We start from the raw sequence: 23,836 nt of genomic DNA, 5'->3' as shown, positions 1-23,836 counted from the left end.
CTGCGGCGGCCTCCCCGGGACTCACCGGGCAGAGAACCGGAGACGGTCAGCCGCTATCGGCCGGACGAACGGGTTGCCTCCGTCGAACGGGTTCCCTCCCTGCGCCCCGCCGCTCTCGTCCACAGCCGGGTCACCGCCCAGAGCACGATCCCGATCGCGAGGAGGGCCAGCGCGATCCCGTACTGTCCCTGTGAGCGTCCCGAGGTCCACGGGAACACCAAGTACAGACAGGTGATTGCACCGATGACCGGCAGCGCGATCGGGGTGCGGAAGTGCCCGTGGCCGACCGGCTGCTTGCGGAGCACGAGCACGCAGACGTTCACACAGCGAACACGGCGAGCAGGAGCAGCGAGGTCGTGCCGCCCAGCAGGGCCACGATCGACCCCTGAGGGTCGAGAGAGACATAGGCGATGAGACCGACGGCGAGGGCGCTGGTGAAGAGGATGGCCGCCCACGGAGTGCGGCGCTTCGGGGCCACCCGGGAGAGGAAGGGCGGGAGGACGCCCTGTTTGCTCATGCCGTAGAGCAGGCGGCTGGCCATCATCATGTTGATGAGCGCGGTGTTGGCCACGGCGAACATCGAGATGAAGGGCAGCAGACCGGCGATGGGGAAGTCCGGGGCGGCGGTCTGGACGGCGGTGACCAGAGGAGCCTCGCTGCCGGCGAGCTTGCCGATGGGGACGAGGGCGACGACGGTGATGGAGACCAGCACATAGATGACAGCGGCGATGCCGAGACCGCTGAGCATCATCCGGGGGAAGATCCTGCTAGGGTCCTTGGTCTCCTCGGCCATGTTCACCGAGTCCTCGAAGCCGACCATCGCGAAGAAGGCCAGGGAGGTCGCCGTGCTGACGGCGAGAAGGACGCCTTTGTCCTCCGGGGTCTCGAAGGCGACGACCTGGGACCAGTTGGCGTTGCCGCCGGAGATCCGCCCAGAGGCCGATGAAGATCACGAGGAGGAGACCCGAGAGCTCGACGAGGGTCAGGACGACGTTGAGCCAGACGCTCTCGGTGACACCGCGGAGGTTCACGAGCATGATCAGCACGATGAAAGCGAGGGCGACGAGCAGGGTGGTCACGTTGTCGTTGGAGATGCCGAAGCCGATGCTGAGGTTCACTGCGAAGGCGCGGGAGGCAGTGGAGGCGGACGTGATTCCCGAGGTCATCACGATGAAGCACACGATGAACGTGAAGAAGTGGACGCCGAACGCCTTGTGTGTGTACAGCGCCGCTCCCGCGGCCTGCGGATACTTGGTCACGAGCTCCAAGTAGGAAGAACGCGGTGAACGTCGCGACGGCGAAGGCGAGCAGGAACGGCAGCCATGCGGCTCCGCCGACCTCGGTCGCGACCTGGCCGGTGAGGGCGTAGACGCCGGTGCCGAGGATGTCGCCGACGATGAACAGCAGCAGCAGGCCCGGTCCGAGTGCCCGCTTCAGCTCCGGCTGTTCGGTTTCGACGGTCTTGACGACCTGGGTCCAGGCCACCGCACCGTTGTGCGGGCTATCGGCTGAGTCGGCGGCGGAGGCGCACGCCCTCAGGAGCCGCCGGCGGCCCCGTCAACCGGCCCGTGGACACCGAACGGCCATGCCGCCAGCGCGTCCAACGCCCGCGTCGGCAGCACACTCCTTCCAGGAGCTTCGCGAGCCCGAGCGGCCACGGGAGCGACAGCATCGGCCGGCCCGTGAGCATGGCGCGCCACACCCGGTCCACCACCTGCTCCGGCGTCAGGAGGGGCGTCCGCAGCAGACCCCGAGCGCCCTCGGACGTCCCGGCGCCGGTGGAGCCCGCGACGACCGTGGTGATCTTGACCCGGTCGTAGCCTTCTTCGCGCTTCAGCTCCAAGCGGAGGCTGTCGCTCCACCCGATCACGGTCCACTTGCTCGCAACGGAGACGCTCATCCGCGGGCTCGCCAGGCCGCCGGCAGCGGGGGCGATGGTGACGATGCGAGCCGCGCGGGGGCTGGTCAGCATCCCGGGCAGGAACTCGCGGGGGATGTACATCGGAGCGAGCGCATTGACCTGCATCGTCGGGCGGATGTCGTCGCCGTTGTCGTGCTCCCAGAACAGCTTGCCGCGCACGATGCCGGCGTTGTTGATCAGGATGTCGATGCCGCCGATCTCCCTGCGGACGGCCTGAGCGGTCTGCGCGATGGCCCCGAGCTCGCCGACGTCGATGACGTGGGGATGCACGCTGGTCTCCGGACGCCCGGCGGCCGAACTGGGCGAGCGGGGCGGAGAGCCCCAGCCGCCGGCGCGCCCGGCGAGGATCTCCTGACGCAGACGGTCGGTGAGGCGGGCGAGGGCGCTCTTGTCGCGATCCCAGAGGACGACCGCACGGGCTCCTTCGAGCAGCGCGCTCCGCGTAGAGCGGCCCCGTGCCGGAGACCGCGCCGGTGATGAGCACCCGCGCGCCCCGAACCGTTCTCGCCATGTCTCCATCATCGCAAACTCCTCGGGCGCGCTGACCCTTATCCATCCTGGGCAGCCTGGCAGTCGTGGTGTGCTGCGCTGGCTCCGGCTCCTGGTCCGGCTCCGGCTCCGGCTGTGGGCGAGACCGCGATCCCGGCACAGAGCACAGCGCCAGCGGACACCACGAGCGTCACCTGATCCCATTTCCTGCGCGGACGCCAGCTTTCAAGCACGAATACGCCGAAATGAGCAAAAAATCTCCCTATCCGCGCGGATAGGCTCGGTGGGAGCGCACACCGCGCTCGCGCTCGGCCCGCGTCTCAGCGGCCACAACCCAACGACGGTGAGGTTCGTCATGTCTCAGTCCGTCCACCAGATCGCTCCGGACGCGATTGTCGGAGAGCCCAAGGTCGTCGAAGACGGCCGCAGCGTGCGGGAGCTGGCAGAGCATCCCGCGTGGCTCCGGCTGAAGGGCGCCGCGGTCGCGCTACAGGGAATGCAGGCGAGGGACGGCTCGATCGAGCCGGAGTCCGCCCGCCCGGCCGCTGCTGGGCACGCTGCTGTGATCGCGGCGGCGATCGCCGAGCTGGCCCCGGGCTTCCCGCACGACGCGGCGTACTTGACCGCGCTGCAGCGGGACTTCGCGCGCTGGGCCGACGACGGCTTCGGCGTCCCGGACTTCCTTGACTCGCTGAACGCGTTCCAGCCCCAGCGACACCGCGTGGACGGACTCGGTCACCTCGTGGTCTTCCCGATGCAGACGTAGAACGGCAGCGCCGACCGGTTCGTCGAAGCCGTGCTGGTCGAGGTCATCTGGCCCGAATTCATCGGCGCGCTGGAAGCCGGCGACTACGGCAACAAGCTGTTCGTGCCGCTTCGATTCGTGGATTTCACTCCCGGCTACGACACCAACTCCGCGGTGCTGTTCCCGGAGACGGTGTCGATGCGCGAGATCCCTGCCTTCACCTGGGGAGCGATCTTCCAGGACCGCGAGGCCGCGCGCTACCGCCGCGTCGTGCGGGCCGCGGCCGGGATCGCCCGACTGGAGCTGCCGGAGGACGCCGCCCGGATGCTGGAGGATCAGCGGCTCACGGAGGAGACCTTCGCGATGTGGGACCTCATCCACGACCGCAGCCACATGTGCGGCGACCTGCCGTTCGACCCCTTCATGATCAAACAGCGGATGCCGTTCTTCCTCTACTCGCTGGAAGAGCTGCGCTGCGACCTGACCGCTTTCCGCGAGTCGGTGCGGCTCGCGCGGGCGGAGGACATGGACGAGACGATCCGCGAGCACGCGAGACTCGTGCAGTACGCGGTCATCTTCGACCGGATCTTCCGGTTCGCGATCACCGGCAGCCGCGTCCGCAACTACGACGGGCTCGGCGGCCAGCTGCTGTTCGCGTGGCTGCACCAGCACGAGGCACTGCACTGGACCGACACCCGGCTCACGATCGACTGGGACGCGGCGCCGGATGTCGTGGTCGCCCTCAGCGACCGGATCAACGAGCTGTACTGGCGTTCGATCGACCGGCCCAAGGTCGCGCACTGGCTGGCCGCGTACGAGATGCTCACCCGGACGCTGACGCCGCATCCCGCGTCGCAGTGGGCGCGCGGGCTCCCGGACGAGATCCTGGCGGGCCCGCCGAAGGGCTACACCGACGCGGTGCTGGACGACGAGTTCCCGCTGTCGATGTTCTACGAGGCGCTGAGCAAGAAAATGGCGGGCGTCATCGAGTCGACGGCCGGCATCACGGGCACGACGGACGCGGCATGACCGGCCCGGCGCCCCACGGGGCCGACGGCCGGCTCGTGCTGGTCGCGGGCGCGACCGTGCTCGCGGTGGGGACGCGGCGGGAGGCGCTGGAGGCGCTGATCGCGGCGGTCCCCGGCGTCGGCGCCCAGGCCGGCGACCTGGCCGACCGGGACTCGGTCGCCGAGCTGGCGATGCGCATCCACCGCGATTTCGGGGCGCTCGACGGGCTGATCCACCTCGTCGGCGGCTGGCGCGGCGGCGGCCTCGCGGGCCAGAGCGACGAGGACTGGGACTTCCTGGAGCGCGGCTTCCGCACCCCGCGCAACACGACCAGGGTGTTCGCCGACGATCTGGCGGCCTCCCCGGCCGGCCGGCTCGCGATCGTCTCCTCGACCGCGGTCGAGTCGCCGTCCGCGGGCGGCGCGAACTACGCCGCGGCCAAAGCGGCCGCCGACGCCTGGCCGCTCTTCGGGAGCGCGCCGGCCGCGACGGGATCGCCGTCGTCACCGGACCGTGGCCGGAGAACGGGATCCCCGGCTCCGAGCTGCGCGCCGCCCTCTCCGGGGCCGACCGCGTCATCGCGGTGCTCGGTGGGACGAGCCACCGGCGCTTCGACGACGCTTTCGCCGAGAACGGCGCCGCGGACACCGGAGAGGGCGTCGATCGGGCGTCGCTCCTGCTGCCCGGCGACCAGGATGCGCTGCTGGCGACCCTGCGCGGCCTGACCGTCGCGCCTCTCGTCTCGGTCGTGGTCACCGGACGGCCGTATGTGCTCGCCGGGGTCGTCGCGCGCTCCGACGCGACACTGTTCTGCGCCTACCCCGGGCCGGAGGGCGCCGACGCGATCGCCGCGGTGCTCTGCGGCAACCGGCAGCCGACCGGACGGCTCGCGGCGGCGCTGCCCGCCCACCCCGGGACGGTGCCCGCACACGGCGACGACCGGCATCCCGCTGCCGGGGTCTACCGGGACGCGCCAGAGCCGGAGCTCTTCCCGCTCGGACACGGGCTCGGCTACGCCGGGGTCGAGCTGATCGCGGCGAGCGCCGACGCCGACGCCGTACGGGTCGAGCTGGCCGCGACACCGGGCCGGGGCTGGGCCGGTGCCGCCGAGGAGCTGGTGCTCGTCTTCGCCCGCCGCGACGGCTCCATCGTGGTGCCGCGGCGCGCCGAGCTGCTGACGTTCGGCCGAGTGACGCTGCCGCCGGACGGCCGGACGACGCTCGTTCTGGACCTGCCCGCGGAGGGTCTGTTCGTCCCCGCTCCCGAGCGCGCACCGCTCGCCGAGACCACCACCACCCTGACCGTCGCCGTGGGCGCCCAACGCCGCACGCTCACCATCCGACCCCCGCTCGCCACCCGACCCACGGAGGACAGCCGCCGATGAGCGCAGACCGAACCACCGCCGAGCATGTGCGCGCTGAGCGCGCGGCCGTCCTGGGGCGGCTGCGCCGGCTGCTGCGCGACCGGGTGCGTCCGGGGATCGCGGCCGAGAGCGTCCCGCTGACCGTGCGCGCTTGGACCGCGCCCGGGGAACCGGTGCCGTTCGCGACCGCGGCGGCGGCCCGGTTCGAACCGATGACGGCGGGCGATCCGTGGGGCGCGCCCCGGTCGACCACCTGGCTGCGGATCGCGGGCGAACTGCCCGCCGCCTGGGCGGCGCACGCCGAGCGGGCGGACCTCGTCGTCGACCTCGGCTTCACGCCCGGGATGGTCGGGTTCCAGGCCGAGGGGCTCGCCCACGCCCCGGGCGGCCTCGTGCTGAAGGGCGTCTCCCCGCTGAACCGGCACATCCCGCTGCGGCTCGTGCTCCCCCACCTTCCGGAGGCCGAGCGCGCGGCCTGGGAGTCCGGCGGCGCCCCGCTGCGCGTCGAGGTCCTGGTGGAGGCGGCGGGCAACCCGACCCTCGACCCCGAGTTCACCTTCGAGCCGACCCCGCTCGGCGACCCCGCGACATTGCCGGCCGAGCCGCGCTACCGGCTCGGGAGAGTGGAGGCTGTGCTGCGCGATCCCGCGGTGTGGGGGCTGCTGCACGACGCGCTGGTGCTGCAGGAGATCGCCGAGGAGCCGGACACCCCGCCCGCGCGCCGCACCGCCGTGCTCTACGCCCTGCGGGACATGCTCGACGCCGTCGATCCGGCCGCCGTGGGCGCGACCGCAGCGGCGGGCAGGGCCGCGCTCGCCGGCGCGCTGGCGCGACCGGCGGCGAGCGCGCACACCGTCGTCGCCGGCGGACCATGCGCACATCGACTCGGCGTGGCTGTGGCCGTACCGGGAGACGTGGAGAAAGGTCGCCCGGACCTACGCCAATGCCCTCGCGCTGATGGACGAGTACCCGGACTTCGTTTTCGTCACCTCCTCGGCCCAGCACCTCGCCTGGCTGAAGGAAGGGCACCCCGAGCTGTTCGAGCGGGTGCGGTCGCGGGCTGCCGAGGGCCGCTTCGTGCCGGTCGGCGGGATGTGGGTGGAGGCGGACGCCAACCTGCCCGGCGGGGAGTCGATGGTGCGGCAGTTCCTGACGGGGCAGTCGTTCTTTCTGCGCGAGTTCGGGCGGGTGTGCGAGGAGGTCTGGCTGCCGGACTCGTTCGGCTACTCGGCCGCGCTGCCGCAGCTGATGCGCGGGGCGGGGGGCGCTGGTTCCTCACCCAGAAGCTCTCCTGGAACGACACCAACCGGATGCCCCACCATACCTTCTGGTGGGAGGGGATCGACGGGTCGCGCATCCTGGCCCACTTCCCGCCAGTGGACAACTACAACTGCGATCTGAGTACACGGCAGCTGACCCTGGCCGAGCGCCAGCAGGCCGCCAGCGACAGCGACACGCTCTCCTACGCCCCGAGCGGCTGGGGCGACGGTGGAGGCGGCCCGACCCGCGAACACGGCGAGCGCGCCGAGAGGATGCGCGACCTCGAGGGCGTCCCGCGCGTGCGATGGGGGACACCGGAGGCGTTCTTCGAGGAGCTGGAGGCGCAGCTGCGCGAGCCCCCGGTCTGGGCGGGCGAGCTGTACTTGGAGTTGCACCGCGGCGTGGCGACGACGCAGGCGGCGGCGAAACGCGGCAACCGGATGTGCGAGCGGCTGCTGCGCGAGGCGGAGCTGTGGTGCGCGGCGGCGACGGTGCGGACGGGAGCGGACTACCCGGGCGAGGCGCTGCGGGAATGCTGGGAGAGGGTGCTGCTGCACCAGTTCCACGACTCTCTGCCGGGCAGCGCGATCGCCTGGGTGTACCGGGAGATGGCGGAGGATCACGCGCGGGTGGCGGAGGAGGCGGAGGAGGCGGAGGAGGCGATCGCGGAGGCTGTGACAGCGATGCGGGGCGCCGGCTGCGCCGATGACGGCGGCGACGCGGAGACCGGCGACGGCACCGTGCTGCTCGACGCCGGGCCGCTCCCGGTCAGCGGGGTCCCCGCGCTGGGCGGCGGGAGGGCGGCGAGCGCTCTCCCGCTCGCAGCCGGCACCGTCCCCACCACGACTAGTACCGTCCCGACCGCGCCCATCGCCCTCTCGGACCCCCGCCTCCGCGCCATCATCGCCCCCGACGGCCGGCTGCTCTCCCTGAGCACTCCGGACGGTCCCGACCTGCTCCGCCCCGGCTCCCTGGGCAACTCCCCCGAACTGCACCGGGACCTGCCGAACCGCTGGGACGCCTGGGACATCGACGGCCACCACCGGCGCGCCGTGCGCCTCCCGGACGGCCAGGTGCGCGTCACCGCCGACGGCGACGGAGTCCGGGTGGAGCGCGCACTCACCGAGCGGTCCTGGCTGTCGCAGCGGATCAGCGTCGAGGGCGGGGCGCTGCGCATCGAGACCGAGGAGGACTGGCACGAGTGGGAGACGCTGCTGAAACTGGCCTTCCCGTTCGCGCTGCGGGCAGCGGAGACCGTCGCCGAGACCCATTTCGGGCACATCAGGCACCCGGCGACGGCCAACACCAGCTGGGAGCATGCCCGGTTCGAGGCGTCCACGCAGCGCTGGCTGCACCTGGCGGAAGGCGGCCTCGCCGTCTCTGTCGCCAACGATGTCACCCCCGGCTACGATGTGCGGCTGGACCGCGACGACGAGGGCCGGCCGCTCACCCGCCTGGGCGTCTCCCTGCTCCGGGGCCCGCGCTATCCCGACCCGGAGACCGACCAGGGGCTGCACACGTTCACACTGCTGGTGCGGCCGGGCGCGGACATTCCGGACGCCATCGCCGACGGCTACGCACTCGCCCTGCCGCTACGCAGAGTCGCGCTGCCCTCCGCGCCCGCTCCGCTCGTGGCCGCGGAGGGCGAGGGCGTGCTGGTGGAGGCGGTCAAGCTGGCCGAGGACGGCAGCGGCGATGTCATCGTCCGACTCTACGAGAGTCTCGGCCGGCACGGCGAGGCTGCCCTCTCCGCCGGCTTCCCCGCGGCGGGTGCGCGTCGGGTGGACCTGCTGGAGCGCGACAGCGGCGAACCGCTGACGTCCGACGGCGATCGCTGGTCGTTCCCGCTGCGTCCCTTCCAGCTCGCAACCGTCCGGATCGCCCGGCGAACCTAGGATGGACGGGTGACGCTACCACTCCACGACCGGAACCTGCGGGGCTTCGCCTCCGACAACTACGCGGGCGCACATCCCGAGATCCTCGACGCGATCGCGGCCGCCAACACCGGTCACCAGATCGCCTACAGCGAGGATGTCTACACCGAGCGGCTGCACGAGGTTTTCGCCGAGCACTTCGGCGAGGGCGTTCAGGTGTTCCCCGTCTTCAACGGGACCGGTGCGAACGTGGTCGGCCTGCAATCCATGCTGCCCCGCTGGGGCGCTGTGATCTGCGCGAAGACCGCGCACATCAACACGGACGAAGCCGGGGCGCCGGAGAAGGTGGACGGGCTCAAACTGCTGACCGTCGAGACCCCGGACGGCAAGCTGACCCCGGAGCTCATCGACCGCGAGGCGTGGGGATGGGGAGACGAGCATCGCGCTCAGCCGCTCGCGGTGTCCATCACGCAGACGACAGAGCTGGGCACCGCGTACACGGTCGAGGAGATCCGGGCGATCGCGGACCATGTCCACGCCCGCGGGATGAAGCTCCACCTGGACGGCGCGCGCATCTCCAATGCGGCGGCGACGCTCGGCGTGCCGCTGCGCGCGTTCACGGCCGATGCCGGAGTGGACGTGCTGAGCTTCGGCGGCACCAAGAACGGGATGCTCTACGGCGAGGCCGTCGTCGTGCTGAACCCGGACGCCTCCGAGGGGCTGCTCTACCTGCGCAAACTCACCATGCAGCTGGCGTCGAAGATGCGTTTCATCTCGGCCCAGCTGATCGCCCTCCTGACGGACGATCTGCACCTGCGCTCAGCCTCCCACGCGAACGCGATGGCGGCCCGGCTGCGCGGCGCGCTGGAGGCGGGAATCGCGGACGGAAGCGTCCAGGGCATCGGTTTCAGCCAGAGAACCCAGGCGAACGGCGTGTTCGCGACGCTTCCGGCCGGTGTCGCCGACCGCCTGCGCGAGCGTTTCCGCTTCTACGACTGGGATGCGGCACGGAACGAGGTGCGCTGGATGTGCTCCTTCGACACCACCGAGCAGGACATCGACGACTTCGTCGCCGCGCTCGTCCGCGAACTCGGGCGGTGACACGTCCAGAGGCTCATATCGCTTCAGACGTGCCTCGAACTGGGGGCGGGTCGGGGTACAAGAGTGTCCTCCATTTGACCGACACATCCGGTATCCTTCAAGAGTCGCCGGGGGAACCCGAATAACCCACCGGCGATAACCCCGAACGTATACCGGGCAGTGTGGAAACCTAGCATCCACACCGCCCGGCATCGTGGGTCACGGCGCGGGGAGAAGCCACCGCCCTCGGTGCGTCATCGTTCGTCCTCCGGATGGGGCAGTCCGTCGCGCCAGATCACCGGGACGGCGTGGAGGCCGCGGTAGAGATACGCTTCGTCCCAGGAGTGGAACAGCATCCAGTCGCGCCCACGGAAGCTCACCATGTCCGGGCCGCCGGGGCCGAGGAAGCGCCCGTGGCTTCCGGCTGTCGAGAGGAGGGGCTCCGCGTCCTTGGTGTACGGACCGAGAAGGCTCTTCGACCGCGCGGCTCCGGTGGCGTGGGCGTCGGCGCCGTAGTCGTTCGCCGAATAGGGGAGCACATAGCCCCCATCGCCGACGCACCAGCACGGGCGCCTCGACGAGGTCGCCCTCCCACTGCTGCGTCTGTTCGATCAGCCGGGTGGGCTCCCCGGCCAGCGCCACGCCGTCGGGGCTCAGCGGCTGAAGGTGGATCCAGGTGTCGAGCCCGCAGCAATTGCCGTCGTCCTTCCAGAGCAGGTACTGCGCCCCGTCTGCGTCGGTGAACACGCTCGCGTCGATCGCCCCGCCGGCCGCGACCGGACAGACGAGGGGGCGCTCGGCGGGCGAGGAGAACGGTCCGGCGGGGTCGTCCGCGAACGCGGCGCCGATGCACTGGCGTCCGCTCGCAGCATCGGTCGCGATCTCGGCGGTGTCAGTCACCGTACTTCGCTTTGTTCTGCTTCAGGAGGGTGTCGGCCTTCGCCGCAGCGTCGTCCAGCGCCTTCTTCGGGTTCTTCTTGCCGGTGATGGCCTCGTTGACCGCGGTGGTGACGGTCGCCGTGACGGTGGTGATGCCCGGGGCGGCGGTCTCGTAGCGGGCGTATTCGAGTTGGTCGAGGAACGGCTTCAGGTTCGGATAGTCCCGAACCAGCGCGGGGTCGTCGCGCACCGAGTTCTTGGCGGGGAGCTCACCGGTCTGCGGCCAGTCGGCGGAGTTGTCGTTCATCCACTTGACGAAGGTCGCGGCGGCGGCGGTCTTGTTCTTGTCCTGCCCCTTGTTGTTCATGAACATCCAGTGGGTGGAGCTCGACCAGACGGCTTTCTCCGTGCCGATCTGCGGAACCGGGACAGCCGCCCAGTTCAGCTTGTCGAACGCGGTGTTGGTGGTCTGCCAGACACCGTTCCAGTTGAAGGCGGTCTTGCCGGCGATGAGGGCGTTGATGTTGCCGTCCTGCGCGACGTCCTTTGGGCTGTAGCCGTTCTTCACGAGGTCGGTCATCCAGGTGAGCGCCTGGACGCCGGCGTCGGAGTTGAACGTGGCCTTGGTGACGTCTTTGTCGAAGAGGTCGCCGCCGAACTGCCAGAGCAGCGACTGGAACTCGAACGTGCTGGTGAAGACGTAGCCGTCCACCCACTCCCCCTGCACGCCCGCCGCCTTCAGCTTGTCGAGCGCGGCGAGGTAGGAGGCCTTGTCCGCGGGCAGGTTCCCGGTGTCCACGCCCGCGGACGTCAGGACGTCCTTGTTTGGCGTAGAGGCCGAGCGGGGTGACGCTCCACGGCACGGCGTACTGGGCGCCGTCGTAGGCGCCGGCTTTCATCAACCCGGCCGGGAAGTCGCTCTCCTTGTAGTCGAGGGACGTGACGATGGAGTCGGCTTTCAGCACGAGGCCCTGGGCGGCGTAGGTGGCGATGTCGTCACCGTGGCCGACCGAGACATCCGGGCCTTTGCCGGCTTTGACGGCGAGCGGCATCTTCTTGGCGATGTCCGCCCACTCCATCGGGACGTCCTTGACGACGATGTTCTCGTGCTCGGCGTTGAACTTCTCGATCAGCTTCGGCACGAGGACCGGGGCTGCGCCGCCCGTCCAGCCGTTCCAGAAGCTGATGGTGACCTTGGGGCCGTCATAGTCGCCCGAGGAGGCTCCGCATCCGGTGAGGGCCAGGCCGAGCCCGGCGACGGCCGCGACCGCGATGGCGCGGGCGGCTGTTCGCATCTTCATTTGTTCTCTCCCTCGAGTGCTGCACGGGTGTGCCGCCGATCTAGCCGTCTCGGCGTGTGGGGAGAATTTACAGCGCTGGAGATTTGGTGTCAAGGCAGCCTCCGCTAAAGTGAGCGCATCGGAACGGGAGGACGGAATGGCGGTCAGGCTGCAGGATGTCGCCGACTACGCGGGCGTCTCCATCAAGACGGTCTCCAATGTCGTCCGCGACTATCCCCACGTCAGCGCGAGGATGCGCGAGCGGGTGCAGCGCGCGATCGACGAGCTCGGCTACCGCCCGAACATGATGGGCCGCCGGCTCGCGACCGGACGCACCGGGCTCCTCGCACTGGCCTTCGCCGACGTGACCCTCCCGTATTTCGCCGAACTGGCCCGCGCGGTGGACGCCGCCGCCGCGCGCCACGGCTACCGCGTGCTGCTCGAGCAGACCGACGGGACCATCGAGGGCGAACGGGCCGTGGTGTCGGCGAGCGAGGCGGGCCTGGTCGACGGGATGATGTTCCAGCCGACCGTCATGGGCTCCACCGAGCTCGCCCAGAGCCGGCCCGGTGTGCCCCTCGTGATCCTCGGCGAGAACGCCGCCCCGCTGGCACTGGACAGGATCATGATCGACAACGTCGCCGCCGCCCGCGCCGTCACCGAGCACGTCCTCGCGCTCGGACGCCGGAAAGTCGCGTTCGTGGGCCACGAGGCGCACGGCCTCACCCGCACCTCACGCCTGCGCATCGCCGGCTACCAGGAGGCGCTCGAAGCGGCGGGCATCGCACCGGACACACGCCGCCTCATCGCGAGCGATTCGGTCTCCGCGGTCAACGCCGCCACCGCGGTGGGCGCGGCGCTCGACGCGGGCCTCGAACTCGACGGGCTCGTGTGCCGCGACGACCTCGCGGCGATCGGGGCGCTGCGAGCGGTGCAGGAGCGGGGTTTGCGCATCCCTGACGACATCGTCGTGACCGGGTGGGACAATGTGGCCGTCACCGCCGTGACCTACCCCTCGCTCACGACCGTCGCGCCGGACCTGCGCGGCCTCGCCGACCGCGCCGTCGCCATGCTGCTGGAGCGCATCGACGGCTTCGACGCCGCCGGCCGGCACGAACTGGCGGAGTTCTCCGTCGTCGCGCGGGAGAGCGCCCCTGCTTACAGCGCTGGATATTCTCCAGACCGCTGCGGCGGAACGCCCGGGCGAGACGCCGGCCCCGAACGCATCAGCGCGGCGGTGCGAGGGTGAATCGGTCTTCGGGTCTCGTCAGCCCGGCGATGAAGGCCGAGAGCGAATCCGGCTGGGAGTCGACACGCCAGTCGTTGGTGACACGCTCTCCCCCGACGAGACATGTGACCACGAGATTGAACCAGGCGAAACCGATGATGTCAGCGTTCTCCGGCTGGGCGAACGCGTCGAACAGCGCGGTGATCCATGCCGCTTTGTGACCACCGGCCTCGCTAGCGCCGATCTCGGAGAGGATGATCGGATGCTTCGTCAGCGCACGGATCTGACTCAGACTCGGCCCGAAGCTGCCGGCGAACGTGAAGGACTGGTCACTGCGGTAGGGCGGGCGCAGATAGCCGGAGAGGCCGACCCAGTCGACGTAGCGGTCGCCGGGGTAGAGCGAGGCCAGATAGCCGTCGGCACGGTGAGAGGCGGGCAGGTCGTTGACGATGTTCGGCGACCAGTTCCAGATCACCAGGTCGTTCGCGTGCTCCTGCTGGAAGATGTCGTGGACGTGTCGCCATATCTTGGCATAATCGCCGGGGGCGTTGCCGTTGATGGGGGGACCGCTGCCATCGGTCTCCGACCACTGGTACCAGACACCGTTCATCTCATGGTCGAAGCGGATGACGAGGGGCAGGCCGGTGGCGACGATGTCCTTCGCGTACTGGTGCAGATAGGTGTCGAAGCCGCCCGCGATGATCGCCGGCAGAGAGTATCCGGGCGCGACCGCCGGGTCGCCGCCCACGCCGAGCGGCCGGGACTCCCAGGCCATCATCGGGAGGCTTCCGTGTGCCCAAGCCCGGATCACGGCGTCGGCGCGGAACCTCTCGTTCCACCCGGAGAAGTAGCCGATGAGGTTCGGTGCGACGCCGACCTTCGCACTGGTCGCATCGAATGCCGCCCAGTCGAAGGGCGCCTTCTCGGTGTACATCCCGTCGTAGCGGCGGGATGGATTCAGGAGCTCCGCGCGGGCGTGCGGCGCGACGGAGGCCCGGCCAGGGCCGCAGGCGACGGAGGCCGGGGCCGGATCGCAGGGGCGAGTTTCTCTGTCTGGATCGCCGAGAGCTTGCCCTTCTGGGAGGCGATGACGCTCGTGGCCTTGCTGAGATCGCGCCGCAGTTGGGCGTTCTGGGCGGCGAACGGTGTGATGGCGCCGGCCGCCTCGGCGACAGCCTTGCGCAGCGGGGTCCCGCTGAGGGAGACCCAGACATAGACGGAGAGGCCGGCGAGGACGGTGATGAGGACGAAGAAGGCGGCGGCGGTCGCCTGGGCGCGCGATGTGGAGCGCGCCCACCACACTGTGCCGCCCTGCTGATGAATGTCGAACTAGACAAGGAACAGAGCCTCCGCCGTCAGGATCGCGATGCCGATCAGGTACGGAATGGCGGCGAGCGGGTTGCGCCGGCGCCGGGCGGGCTCGGTCACGACGGTGCCGGTCGCCTCGATCGCCGCTTTCGTCGCATCGCGCATCGTGGTCGCCCGAGCGGTGGCGGACACCGTGCCGTCGAAGGCCGCGATCTCCTCGTCGGAGCTGACCTCGCTGGGACCGCCGGAGTAAGCGCCGGCGCGGGTGCCCCAACCGGCGGCGTGCGCCATCCGGAAGAACCCGATCAGGCGGATGGGCATGAGGAAGAACGTCGAGACGACGATGAACACCGGCAGCCGGAAGAAGTCGCTCGGTTTCTCGGAGAGGTGGCGGATCTGCCGGATGGACATGCTGACGACGCTGGACGCGACCATCAGCCCGGCCACCATCATGACACCGCCCTGGATGCCGTAGGAGGTCAGGAAGCCCTCGTAGAAGTTGTAGCCGTTGCCCGTGAGCGAACGGTAAGCCCACCCGCCGAGGACGCCCATGAGCAGGAAGGGAAGAAGGATGTCCATCGTGAAGAAGAACGCCAGCATCGGGGCGTGCCCCACCATCCACGGCAGCATCCGCAGGGTGTTGTACTGACTGCCGCGAGCCCAGCGGAGCTGCTGCTTGAACATCTTCCTCACCTCATGCGGGGCGTCGGTGTAGGTCAGGCTCGTGTGCTGGTAGACGGTGCGATAGCCCTCCTTGAGGGTGAGGTTCGTGAGCGTACGGTCGTCGGAGACTTCGAGGAAGACGCCGAGAAACCTCTCCGTCATGAACTTCTCCGTGACCCGGATGAGGATCGAACGGCGGAACGCGATCGTGCGTCCCGGCAGGCAGCCGATCTGCCCGACCACGGTCTGCGCCGGCATCGAGTAGAGCGCCCGGGTGTTCTCCAGCCAGTCGGCCCAGCGCGTGAACCAGCTGCGCTCCGGCTCCAGAATGCGCTGCTTGGTCGTGACGCCGCCGACGCGCTGGTCGGCGAACGGCTTGACCAGTTCGCTGAGGGTGTCCTGCGTCCAGACCGTGTCCGAGTCGACCAGCACAGTGATCTCGCCCACCGACATCCGCGTGCCGATCATCACCGCATTGCGCTTGCCCGGGATGGGCGTGTGAACCCAGCGCACGAGCGGCGAGAATTCCTCGCACACCCCCGCGAGCCCCGGGTTGGGGACACCGTTGATCACGACGATGATCTCACTCGGGCGCTGCTCCACCATCCGGCCGAGCACCTTCCGGAACAGGCCGAGCGGCTCGTCGACGACCGGGACGACGACACTCGTCGTGCCGGAGAACCCGGCGGTGTAGGGGCGGTAGAGACGGGACATCAGAACCTTGACGATCCAGATCACCCAGATCAGGGCGGAGTAGAAGGCGAACAGATAGAACTCGGGGTGACCGCCGAGCATGTGACGGAGTTGTAGCAGGAAGATGAACACGGACGGGGACCTCTCACAGCGCTTGACCTTTCGAGTGTGGGTTGGGGGCGCTGCGTCCGCAGCGCTGGGGCCTGACCGGTTGGGGTGGACCATGTTTTACTCGGGCGACCGGAACCCGGAAAGTGGGGGTGGACAAGAGCACACGGGTCGCTCTCTCCCAGCGCTCGCGCACACCGGAACGCAGACGAGCGCAGCGCCGCCCTTCCGGGAAATGAAATACCCGATCGGAGCTGAAATCATCGGTTTTCGGAAGCGCTGCGGGCGCAACGACCGCGGGCGACATCGCCCCCGATCCACCCGAGGAGACTGCGCCGAAATTAATGAAAAATCTTCATAGACACCGTTCGCATCGCATCACAAGGGGCGGAGACGAGAAGCAAGGCTCAGCGGGGACGGATCGTGGAGCCCCTCACGGATCGTCCCGGGCAAGCGCTCGGGAAGAAGAAAGCGGAACACCCTGGCGCTCTCCGGGCGGAGCGGAAAGAACGAAAGCTGCGGGAATTCTCCCAGCGCTCCCGGTGTTCGAGGGGGATACAGCTAGGCAATGGCGCCGAACCCTTTTCCGCCCTCTCACATAGGAGTCCGCTTTGTCCATCGCCGAAGCCACCTCGCCCCGCACCGCCGACACCTCCACCCCGCTGATGCCCACGCTCGCCGAGCGCTGGAGCCCACGGGCGTTCGACGGCGACGCCGTCATCGACGAGACCAAACTCACCGCCGCCCTGGAAGCGGCCCGCTGGTCGCCGTCCGCCAACAACTCACAGCCCTGGCGCTTCATCGTCGCGCGCCGCGGCAGCGCCGCCTTCGAGGCGATCGCCGCGCAGCTGGTCGGCTTCAATCAGCTCTGGGCGGGCGCCGCGAGCGTGCTGGTGGCCGCGGTGGCCGAGACGGCGGACGCGGAGGGCAAAGAGCACCCCTGGGCCACCTACGACGTGGGCCAGGCCGTCGCGCACCTCATCGTCCAGGCGCACTACGACGGTCTGCACACTCACCAGATGGGCGGCTTCGATGCGGCGGGGCTGAGCGCGGCGTTCGACCTCGAGAAGCGCTTCCTGCCCGTGTCGGTCACCGCGATCGGCACGCTCGGCGACGCCGGAACGCTGCCGGAGGCGCTTCGCGAGCGCGAACTCGCCCCGCGCACGCGGAACACCCTCGACAGCCTCCTGCTCGCGAACGGCTGAGCGGGCTACGGCCGGACGAGCGCCTTGATCGCACGGCGCTCGTCCATCGCCGCATAAGAGCGCGCGTCACGAGAGGATCGGCGGCGCGCAGCTCAATGAAACGTGCGAGCGCACACCCGGGAAACAGGCACAAGGGCGATGGCGCGCGGAGCGCACGAACAGCTGGTTCCGCCTGTTCGGACGGATGGAACGAAAACAAGCCGATTCGACGATGCGCTAATCGGCCAATAGGTTCACGTCAATGGATAGCTCATCTCGAAGGAGCTGAAGAACTTCTTCTTTGTCCCGATGGTATATCGCCAGGTTTTCTTCGGTGTCCCACCCCATGACAGGGTCCACATGCTGGAACCAATGATCGTAGAAGCGACGCAAGCGCAATGTGAGCTCATCTGAGAGGCCGTAGTCACTCGGCTCCATCGCATACTTTTCGGTACCCGACTCCCACCAGTCAAGGAGAAATCGGACCTCACGCTGCTGCTTCAATGTTCGGATTCGTCCTAACAGCTACCTTTAGTTTTCGGGATGGCAGTAATGATCAGTTTGTTGTTCTCCGACCAAAAAACTGTGGGCTCGAACTGTTGCTGAATACCCTTGGCGGTGAGATAAACGAGAATTCCATAGGCACAACGCTTCTGACCTGACTGTGCTGTCGTGTACTCGGGGTACATCAAAGCGGCATAGATCCCAGAACTCATGACATCGTCCCAGGAATAGCGGGGGTCTCCGATCTGGTCCAGTTTGTTCTGCCAGTCCTGCTGGTGACCAGCGGCGATGTGTTTGTACCCCGAACCAGTTCCTCTCGCCGTGTCATGGAAACCACACTTCAGATCAATCTGATTTTTTTGACCGCTCCACCACCAATCGTATGACTTGATCGTGAAATTACTGTCATTGATCGTCCAACATTGAGTCCACATCCACAGATCCAGCAGTCGTGGTGAACGACCTGACTCAGGAGCTTTCAGACTCGCTGAACCCGGCTGAACTTTTTGTTTAGAACCATCTGGTGCGAGGATGTACCATCCTTCGTCACCGCCTTCCACCTCAAGATCCCGCTCAGGCAAGGCATCTTCTGAACCGATCGCCGCCAAGTCTTTCGAAGCGGCAAGGGTGAGCGATTCAGATGTTTCGGCCGCTGACACATTGGCTGGTATTGGTGCGAATCCCGTCAGGAACGCACCGGCCGTACAGATGACAGCAACAGAAGTTGCAGTAGTGAACGATTTGTTCCAGAGCACCGGAGAGTACCTCTCTATCGAGCCGGTCATGAATCTGATATCAAGAACCTGAAACGCCGAAGGTAGCAGCCTCCACCACATCACGTTGGGTTCGGTGCAGAAGTAGCGCAAAATCATACGCTGAGCGTCTGTCAGCGCTGACCCCGAGTAAGGCGCCCGACGGGCTGGCTGCACTTCGCGGGGACGTTAGCTGAGCTGCGACGACTCACTGTCGTGGTTGAGCGCTGGAGAGAACGAACCTCCTGCGCTGGAGCGGAATCGATGAGGCCCTGTTCCGACAAGACACTCCTCGATGCCCCGTCGCTTCGACTCCGCGCCGACGTCTCCGGATCGGGCTGAGCCGGGCTACGGCCGGACGAGCGCCTTGATCGCACGGCGCTCGTCCATCGCCGCATACGCCTCAGCGATATCGCTCAACGGCAGCTGGAGATCGAAGACACGACCGGGCCCGATCGCACCCGACCAGACATCCTGCAACAGCTCCTCCACATAATTGCGAACGGGAGCGACACCACCGTTCACGCCGATGTTGCTGGCGAACAGGGGGCGGACCGGGAGTTCGGGGCCGCCGTTCGGCACGCCCACATACCCGACCATGCCACCCGGACGGCACGACCGGATGGCCTGGTCCATTGGTCCATCGACTCCTTGGTGCCGACAGCCTCAAGGACGCAGTCTGCGCCGATACCGTCCAGCAACTCCTTGACCGCAGCGACGCCCGCGTCCCCGCGCTCGGCGACGATGTCGGTCGCGCCGAACTCGCGGGCGAGCGCCTGGCGCGACTCGTGCCGCGACATCGCGACGATGCGGGAGGCGCCGAGCCGCGCAGAGGCGAGCACCGCGCACAGGCCGACCGCGCCGTCCCCGACGACCACGACGGTGCTGCCCGGGCGCACGCTCGCAGAGACCGCGGCGTGGTGGCCGGTACCCATCACGTCCGACAGGGTGAGGAGGCTCGGGATGAGCTCCTCGGGCGGATACTCCGGCGTCGCGACGAGCGACCCGTCGGCGTGCGGAACGCGGACTCTCTGTCCCTGGCCGTCGTCCGCGAAAGCGCCGGAGCGGTCGTCGGCGCCCCACCATCCGCCGTCCAGACAGGAGGCGCTCACGCCGTTCTCGCAGTTCACACAAGTCATATCGCAGTCATAGAATGGTGCGATGACGAAGTCGCCCGGTTCGATGGTCTCGACCTCCGGACCGACCGCCTCGACGACGCCGACGAACTCGTGGCCGATCCGGTGGGGCTGGCTGGTCGGTGTGACGCCGCGATAGGGCCACAGATCGGACCCGCAGACGCAGGCGGCGGCGACGCGCACGATCGCGTCGCCTCCGGCGGAGAGGACAGGGTCGGGGACCTCTTCGAGACGGACGTCGCGTTCCCTGTGGATGATCGTCGCAAGCATGCTGCCGAGCCTACGCCGGAAGCAGGAACACCAGCCCCGTCGCGAGCTCTGCCTCCACCGCGGAACCGGACGCCGTGGCCTCCCGCAGTTTCTCGATCGAGGCGGCGAGCTCCTGCTGGTCGACGAGGGTGCGCATCCGCTCGGTCCGCATCTTGTAGGAGAGGCCGTCGAGCGTGTCGTGGCACAGCTGGACGAGCTGCGGGTTCTCGCAGTGTTCGATGTAGCGGGAGAAGACCGGGATGAACAGGTCGCGGACGCTGTCGAAGTCGCCGCCGCGCGCGGCCTCGGCCAACTTCTCCAGGTCGGAGAGGACGCTTTTGCGCGCACGGTCCGACAGCTTCGGGACGGCGAGGCGGACGACGCCGGCCAGGACGACGCCGAGCGTGTTGTAGGCGGTGAGCGCCTCCTCCTCGCTGGGGGTCGCCACGCGCGTGTAGCGGTTGGGGGCCATTTCGATGAGACCGGCCCGGGTGAGCTCGTTGACCGCGTCCCGGATGGGAGTGCGAGAGACACCGAGCCAGGCTTGCAGCTCCTCGTCGCGGAGGTCTTCGCCCGGGCGGAGCGTGCCGTCCATGATCGCGTCGCGGATGCGTTCGCGCACCATGTCGCGCAGCAGAACCCGGTGATGCTGTTCGGGCTGGTCATTGGGGATGGGCATGTATCTCCTCACACGATGGGTGGTCGAGGAGTCGAAGTCCGCTCCTTCCGGACAATGGTATTCCCCGCGGCTCGGGTGCGGCCGGGGATTCTCCCGCCGCCCCCGGGCCGGTGTCCCCTCAGTGCGGGCCAGAGGAGACCGCCCGGGATGCCCTATGCTCGCATCCAGGCTTTCGCGCATCCCTCCCAGCTGCAGAGCCGCCTTGAGGAAGGGGAGCCTGTGCCCTCGGTGTCTCGTGCCGTCGAGCTCCGCCCGGCGACCGCCGACGACGAGGCTTTCCTGCGTCGGGTGTTCCTGGACGCGCTCAGCGGAGTGGCCGGCACGCGCTCCGGCCTCCGCGCTCCGGCCCTGGCTCTGCGCTACAGCGTCCACGCCGCCGAGCGCCACGACCGCCACCCGTGCGCGACGACCTCGATCATCACGGACGACGGCGAGCCCTCGGGATCGGTGACGCTCGACCGCAACGGCCCCCGCATCTACCTCGTCGACATCGCCGTGCTCACCGAGCGCCGCGGTCGCGGGATCGCCTCGCGGGTGCTCGCCGACCTCGTCGCTGCGGGCGACCGGATGACCCTCTCGGTGTGGAGCCTCAACACGGCGGCCCGACGGCTCTGCGAGCGGCACGGCTTCTCCGTGGTCACCGAACAGTTCGGCTATCTGCTGATGGCCACGGAGGCCGAGGGCTGACGGGCTCTAGGTGTGCTGCTCAGGGACGTTGGTTGAGGTGTGACGCGATAGATGGGTGAGGACCTCCCGGTCGAGAGTGGGGCTGTCTAGTTTCCCTGCACTCGATGACTTAGGAGGTCCTCGTGACCCACGCTAATGCTGCTTTGACTCCTCGCGAATGCCTCCGCCTGGCCCGCCAAGTCGTCGACGACGGCTGGTCCGTTGCTGCGGCGGCGACCTACTTCCGAGTGTCCTGACGCACCGCGGACCGATGGGCTCGTCGTTACGTGGAGATGGGCGAGGCGGGAATGCTGGACCGTTCGTCACGGCCGCATCACAGCCCGAACAAGACCCCGCGAAGACTGGTCCGCAAGGTCGTGCATCTGCGGTGGAAGAAGCGGCTGGGACCAGTCGGTATCGGCGCCCAGCTCGGCATGCCCGCCTCGACCGTTCACACGGTCCTCTCCCGGTGCCGGATCAATCGGCCCAGCCACGTCGACGTCCGCACCGGCGAACCCGCCCGCCGCTACGAGCACGAGCATCCCGGATCGATGATCCACGTCGACATCAAGAAACTCGGCAACATCCCCGACGGTGGCGGCTGGCGCTACGTCGGACGTCTCCAGGGAGAGCGGAACAAGGCCATCACCGCGAAGCGGACCGGGAAACACGGGATCACCGGCGACATGATCACCGGCACAGCGTTCGTTCATACCGTCATCGACGATCACTCCCGTGTCGCTTACGCCGAGATCCACGACGACGAAACCGCCGCCACTGCAATCGCTGTTCTGCGTCGAGCGGTCGGCTGGTTCGCCAGCCGTGGCGTCACCGTCGAACAGGTGCTCTCCGACAACGGCTCCGCATACCGCTCATACGCCTGGCGCGACGCTTGCGCCGAGCTCAGCATCCAACCGAAACGCACCCGGCCCTACCATCCGCAGACGAACGGCAAGATCGAACGCTTCCACCGCACCCTCGCCGACGGCTGGGCATACGCCCGGCACTACAACTCCGAATCAGCCCGCCGCAACGCACTCCCGGCCTGGCTGCACTCCTACAATCACCACAGGCCCCACACCGCCATCGGCAGCCAGCCACCCATCAGCAGATTGACCAACGTCCCTGAGAAACACACCTAGCGCCGCCGAATCGTTCTCGCCGAACTCCCGCAGGATGCGGTCCATTCCGGTTGAGCATTCGCGGCGCTCGGAGGGAGTCATCCGCGGCACAGCGATGCGGAGCACTCCGGAAAGCAGCGCCGCCAGCGTCTCGAGCGAGTCGGCGGCAGCGCGGGAGTCCGGGTCGGCGACCCGGGTGTAGCCGGTTCGGAGCCATTTCGACGAGCCCGGCCCGCGAGAGCTCGTTGAGCGCGTCGCGGATGGGAGTTCGTGAGACTCCGAGCCAACCTTGGAGCTCCTCGTCGTGGAGGCGCTCGCCCGGACGGAACGATCCGTCCAGGATCGCGCTCCGGATCGACTCCGCCACAGTGTCGCGGAGGAGCCGTCGAGGTGCGAGATCGACCTTGTTTGAGATGGGGACTGGCATGATGTTCGGCCTTCCTTCCAGGCTGAAACCGATTCAGTTTAGAGAGGATCTTACCCAAAGTATGCGGTACTTTAGATATAGTTTTCAAAATCATTCTTTCGCATGATGCGCACCGATAAACGAACATCTGTAATAGACGGATGGGTTCCGCCCTGACCTCTCTGCTGCGAATGCCGGCCCGGGCGAACGCGCAGGAAGCCGCCAGCTAGACTGGGTGCGAAACCGACTGAGAGAGGTCGCCGAGTGGCACCCGCCGTTCTTGCCCAGCCGCCGGGGGTCTCCGCCCCGAGCCGCACCTGGGTTGTGCCCGCCGTGCGCGCCGTCGTGGCGCTGGCTGCCGCGGTCGTCATCACCTTCACGCGGGACGCGCACACCGCGGCCTTCGGGCTGATCGTCTTCGGTGCGTTCGCTGTTCTCGATGGACTCGCCACCGGCATTCTGAGCATTCTGTCCTCGTCGCGCGGCCTGACCCGGACGCTCTTCGTCATCCAGGGCGTCCTCGGTGTCCTCGCCGGCGCGCTCGCCCTGGCGCTGCTCGGCAGCGGACTCGCGATGTTCCTCTACCTCGTGACCGTGTGGGGCGCCCTGGCCGGTTTCCTCGAGCTTTACAACGGTTTTCGTTCCCGCCACCGGGAGCCCGCGGCCCGCGACTGGCTCATCACCGGCGCTCTCACGGCTGTGCTCGCGCTTGTGCTGCTGTTCGCGCCGGCCGATGCGGTGCTCGCTGTCAGCCTGTTCGGCGCGTGGGCCGTGATCGTCGGTGTGTTCCAGGGCATCGGGGCGGTGACGCTGCGATCCGCATCCCGATCCGCGTCGCCGCAGCGAGCGGAGAGCGGATCGTGAGCAAACGCAGCCAGAAAGACTCCCCCGTGAGCGCCAGACTCGAACCCACCCGCCGTGACCGCTTCCTCCCGATCGAGCTGCTCGCGATCTCCGGCGGTCTTGCTGTGTTCACCGGGCTGATCGTGCTGATGGCGACGCGCGAGCTCCTGATCGCCGGTGTGGCGTTCGGCATCGCGTTCATCGTCTCGCTGGTGTCGGTGGCGCTGTTCGCGCTCGCCTTCAAACCGAACGAAGCCGAGGCGGAGGACATCCATGAGCAGGATGCCGAAGCGGCGGCGAAGGCTGCCGAGCGGGCGCAGCCCGGGGGGCGAACGGCTCCGGCTGGAGGGGACGAGGCCCCGGGAACGGAGAAGCCCGCGGCGCACTGACCGCGGGC

At 68.5% G+C, this 23,836-nt stretch carries 18 protein-coding genes and 8 pseudogenes; 12 read left to right on the top strand and 14 right to left on the bottom strand.

Going from position 1 to position 23,836, the window contains the following annotated elements; genetic code table 11:
- Nucleotides 1-53 precede the first annotated feature (53 nt).
- Nucleotides 54-1,485, bottom strand: a pseudogene (locus tag O159_RS12580) (APC family permease).
- 16 nt (nt 1,486-1,501) lie between these two features.
- Nucleotides 1,502-2,443, bottom strand: a complete 942-nt coding sequence (locus O159_RS12575; RefSeq protein WP_021756156.1) for an SDR family NAD(P)-dependent oxidoreductase — start codon at nt 2,441-2,443, stop codon at nt 1,502-1,504.
- Nucleotides 2,444-2,765: 322 nt separating this feature from the next.
- Between O159_RS12575 and O159_RS12570 the strand changes: the two are divergent.
- The 6 genes and pseudogenes from O159_RS12570 (at nt 2,766) to O159_RS12550 (ending at nt 9,761) form a co-directional block, all read left to right on the top strand.
- Nucleotides 2,766-4,184 (top strand): annotated as a pseudogene (locus tag O159_RS12570) (DUF6421 family protein).
- A pseudogene (locus tag O159_RS12565) lies at nt 4,181-4,612 on the top strand (SDR family NAD(P)-dependent oxidoreductase); the annotation flags it as partial. The pseudogenes O159_RS12570 and O159_RS12565, both read left to right, overlap by 4 nt.
- Nucleotides 4,613-4,746: 134 nt before the next feature.
- Nucleotides 4,747-5,547, top strand: a complete 801-nt coding sequence (locus tag O159_RS12560; protein WP_021756152.1) for a glycoside hydrolase family 3 protein — start codon at nt 4,747-4,749, stop codon at nt 5,545-5,547.
- Between the two features lie 609 nt (nt 5,548-6,156).
- Nucleotides 6,157-7,439: pseudogene (locus O159_RS16945) on the top strand (alpha-mannosidase); the annotation flags it as partial.
- Between the two features lie 30 nt (nt 7,440-7,469).
- Nucleotides 7,470-8,681: a glycoside hydrolase family 38 C-terminal domain-containing protein gene (locus tag O159_RS16940; RefSeq protein ID WP_407929771.1), complete on the top strand. Its 1,212-nt coding sequence runs from the start codon at nt 7,470-7,472 to the stop codon at nt 8,679-8,681.
- Between the two features lie 9 nt (nt 8,682-8,690).
- Nucleotides 8,691-9,761, top strand: coding sequence for a threonine aldolase family protein (locus O159_RS12550; RefSeq protein ID WP_021756150.1), 1,071 nt, complete (start codon nt 8,691-8,693; stop codon nt 9,759-9,761).
- Between the two features lie 233 nt (nt 9,762-9,994).
- Here O159_RS12550 and O159_RS16380 read toward each other — a convergent pair whose 3' ends face one another.
- The 4 genes and pseudogenes from O159_RS16380 to O159_RS16070 form a co-directional block, all read right to left on the bottom strand.
- Nucleotides 9,995-10,279 carry a family 43 glycosylhydrolase gene (locus O159_RS16380; RefSeq protein ID WP_021756149.1) on the bottom strand — a complete coding sequence of 95 codons (285 nt, stop codon included), beginning with the start codon at nt 10,277-10,279 and terminating at the stop codon, nt 9,995-9,997.
- A 73-nt stretch (nt 10,280-10,352) separates the two neighbouring features.
- Nucleotides 10,353-10,640: pseudogene (locus O159_RS16375) on the bottom strand (family 43 glycosylhydrolase); the annotation flags it as partial.
- Complete coding sequence (locus O159_RS16075; protein WP_021756148.1) at nt 10,633-11,418, bottom strand: type 2 periplasmic-binding domain-containing protein; 786 nt, start codon at nt 11,416-11,418, stop codon at nt 10,633-10,635. The pseudogene O159_RS16375 and the gene O159_RS16075, both read right to left, overlap by 8 nt.
- Before the next feature lie 91 nt (nt 11,419-11,509).
- A pseudogene (locus O159_RS16070) lies at nt 11,510-11,698 on the bottom strand (ABC transporter substrate-binding protein); the annotation flags it as partial.
- A gap of 331 nt (nt 11,699-12,029) precedes the next feature.
- On the opposite strand from O159_RS16070, the gene O159_RS12535 reads away from it, so the two are divergent.
- Nucleotides 12,030-13,148 (top strand): LacI family DNA-binding transcriptional regulator, encoded by a 1,119-nt coding sequence (locus O159_RS12535; RefSeq protein ID WP_236609496.1) that lies wholly within the window; start codon nt 12,030-12,032, stop codon nt 13,146-13,148.
- Here the strand turns inward: O159_RS12535 and O159_RS12530 are convergent.
- The 3 genes from O159_RS12530 to O159_RS12525 are packed head-to-tail and all read right to left on the bottom strand — an operon-like array spanning nt 13,126 to nt 15,923.
- Nucleotides 13,126-14,061 carry a glycoside hydrolase family 26 protein gene (locus tag O159_RS12530; RefSeq protein WP_021756145.1) on the bottom strand — a complete coding sequence of 312 codons (936 nt, stop codon included), beginning with the start codon at nt 14,059-14,061 and terminating at the stop codon, nt 13,126-13,128. The two genes, O159_RS12535 and O159_RS12530, sit on opposite strands and share 23 nt — an antisense overlap.
- A gap of 23 nt (nt 14,062-14,084) precedes the next feature.
- Entirely contained in the window at nt 14,085-14,429 is a 345-nt protein-coding gene (locus O159_RS16065; RefSeq protein WP_021756144.1) for a hypothetical protein, read from the bottom strand.
- Between the two features lie 27 nt (nt 14,430-14,456).
- A complete protein-coding gene (locus tag O159_RS12525) occupies nt 14,457-15,923 on the bottom strand; it encodes a glycosyltransferase (RefSeq protein ID WP_021756143.1) in 1,467 nt (488 codons plus the stop codon).
- Between the two features lie 587 nt (nt 15,924-16,510).
- Here O159_RS12525 and O159_RS12520 point away from each other — a divergent pair.
- Nucleotides 16,511-17,104 (top strand): nitroreductase family protein, encoded by a 594-nt coding sequence (locus O159_RS12520; protein WP_021756142.1) that lies wholly within the window; start codon nt 16,511-16,513, stop codon nt 17,102-17,104.
- Between the two features lie 216 nt (nt 17,105-17,320).
- On the opposite strand, the gene O159_RS12515 is transcribed toward O159_RS12520, so the two are convergent.
- The 4 genes and pseudogenes from O159_RS12515 to O159_RS13515 form a co-directional block, all read right to left on the bottom strand.
- Nucleotides 17,321-17,587 carry a hypothetical protein gene (locus O159_RS12515; RefSeq protein WP_021756141.1) on the bottom strand — a complete coding sequence of 89 codons (267 nt, stop codon included), beginning with the start codon at nt 17,585-17,587 and terminating at the stop codon, nt 17,321-17,323.
- A gap of 14 nt (nt 17,588-17,601) precedes the next feature.
- On the bottom strand, nt 17,602-18,459 hold the full coding sequence (locus O159_RS14770; protein WP_144267718.1) for a hypothetical protein: 858 nt from the start codon (nt 18,457-18,459) through the stop codon (nt 17,602-17,604).
- Nucleotides 18,460-18,687: 228 nt separating this feature from the next.
- A pseudogene (locus O159_RS12510) lies at nt 18,688-19,745 on the bottom strand (zinc-dependent alcohol dehydrogenase family protein).
- Between the two features lie 10 nt (nt 19,746-19,755).
- Complete coding sequence (locus O159_RS13515) at nt 19,756-20,403, bottom strand: GntR family transcriptional regulator (RefSeq protein ID WP_021756140.1); 648 nt, start codon at nt 20,401-20,403, stop codon at nt 19,756-19,758.
- A 147-nt stretch (nt 20,404-20,550) separates the two neighbouring features.
- Between O159_RS13515 and O159_RS12500 the strand changes: the two genes are divergently transcribed.
- Both O159_RS12500 and O159_RS12495 read left to right on the top strand, forming a co-directional pair.
- The gene (locus O159_RS12500; RefSeq protein ID WP_021756139.1) at nt 20,551-21,090 is read left to right on the top strand and encodes a GNAT family N-acetyltransferase; all 540 of its coding nucleotides are present in this window, start codon (nt 20,551-20,553) and stop codon (nt 21,088-21,090) included.
- 122 nt (nt 21,091-21,212) lie between these two features.
- A pseudogene (locus tag O159_RS12495) lies at nt 21,213-22,211 on the top strand (IS481 family transposase).
- Here O159_RS12495 and O159_RS14295 read toward each other — a convergent pair.
- Nucleotides 22,174-22,617 carry a GntR family transcriptional regulator gene (locus O159_RS14295; RefSeq protein WP_081689901.1) on the bottom strand — a complete coding sequence of 148 codons (444 nt, stop codon included), beginning with the start codon at nt 22,615-22,617 and terminating at the stop codon, nt 22,174-22,176. The pseudogene O159_RS12495 and the gene O159_RS14295 overlap by 38 nt on opposite strands.
- A 243-nt stretch (nt 22,618-22,860) precedes the next feature.
- Between O159_RS14295 and O159_RS12490 the strand changes: the two genes are divergently transcribed.
- Nucleotides 22,861-23,460 (top strand): DUF308 domain-containing protein, encoded by a 600-nt coding sequence (locus O159_RS12490; protein WP_021756138.1) that lies wholly within the window; start codon nt 22,861-22,863, stop codon nt 23,458-23,460.
- Entirely contained in the window at nt 23,457-23,828 is a 372-nt protein-coding gene (locus O159_RS12485; protein WP_021756137.1) for a hypothetical protein, read from the top strand. The genes O159_RS12490 and O159_RS12485 overlap by 4 nt, the downstream gene beginning before the upstream one ends.
- Nucleotides 23,829-23,836 lie beyond the last annotated feature (8 nt).

This window comes from Leifsonia xyli subsp. cynodontis DSM 46306, from assembly GCF_000470775.1.
GTDB classification, from domain to species: Bacteria; Actinomycetota; Actinomycetes; order Actinomycetales; family Microbacteriaceae; genus Leifsonia; species Leifsonia cynodontis.
Note: the sequence above shows the minus strand (reverse complement) of the source record. Positions and strands in the feature narration are given on the sequence as shown.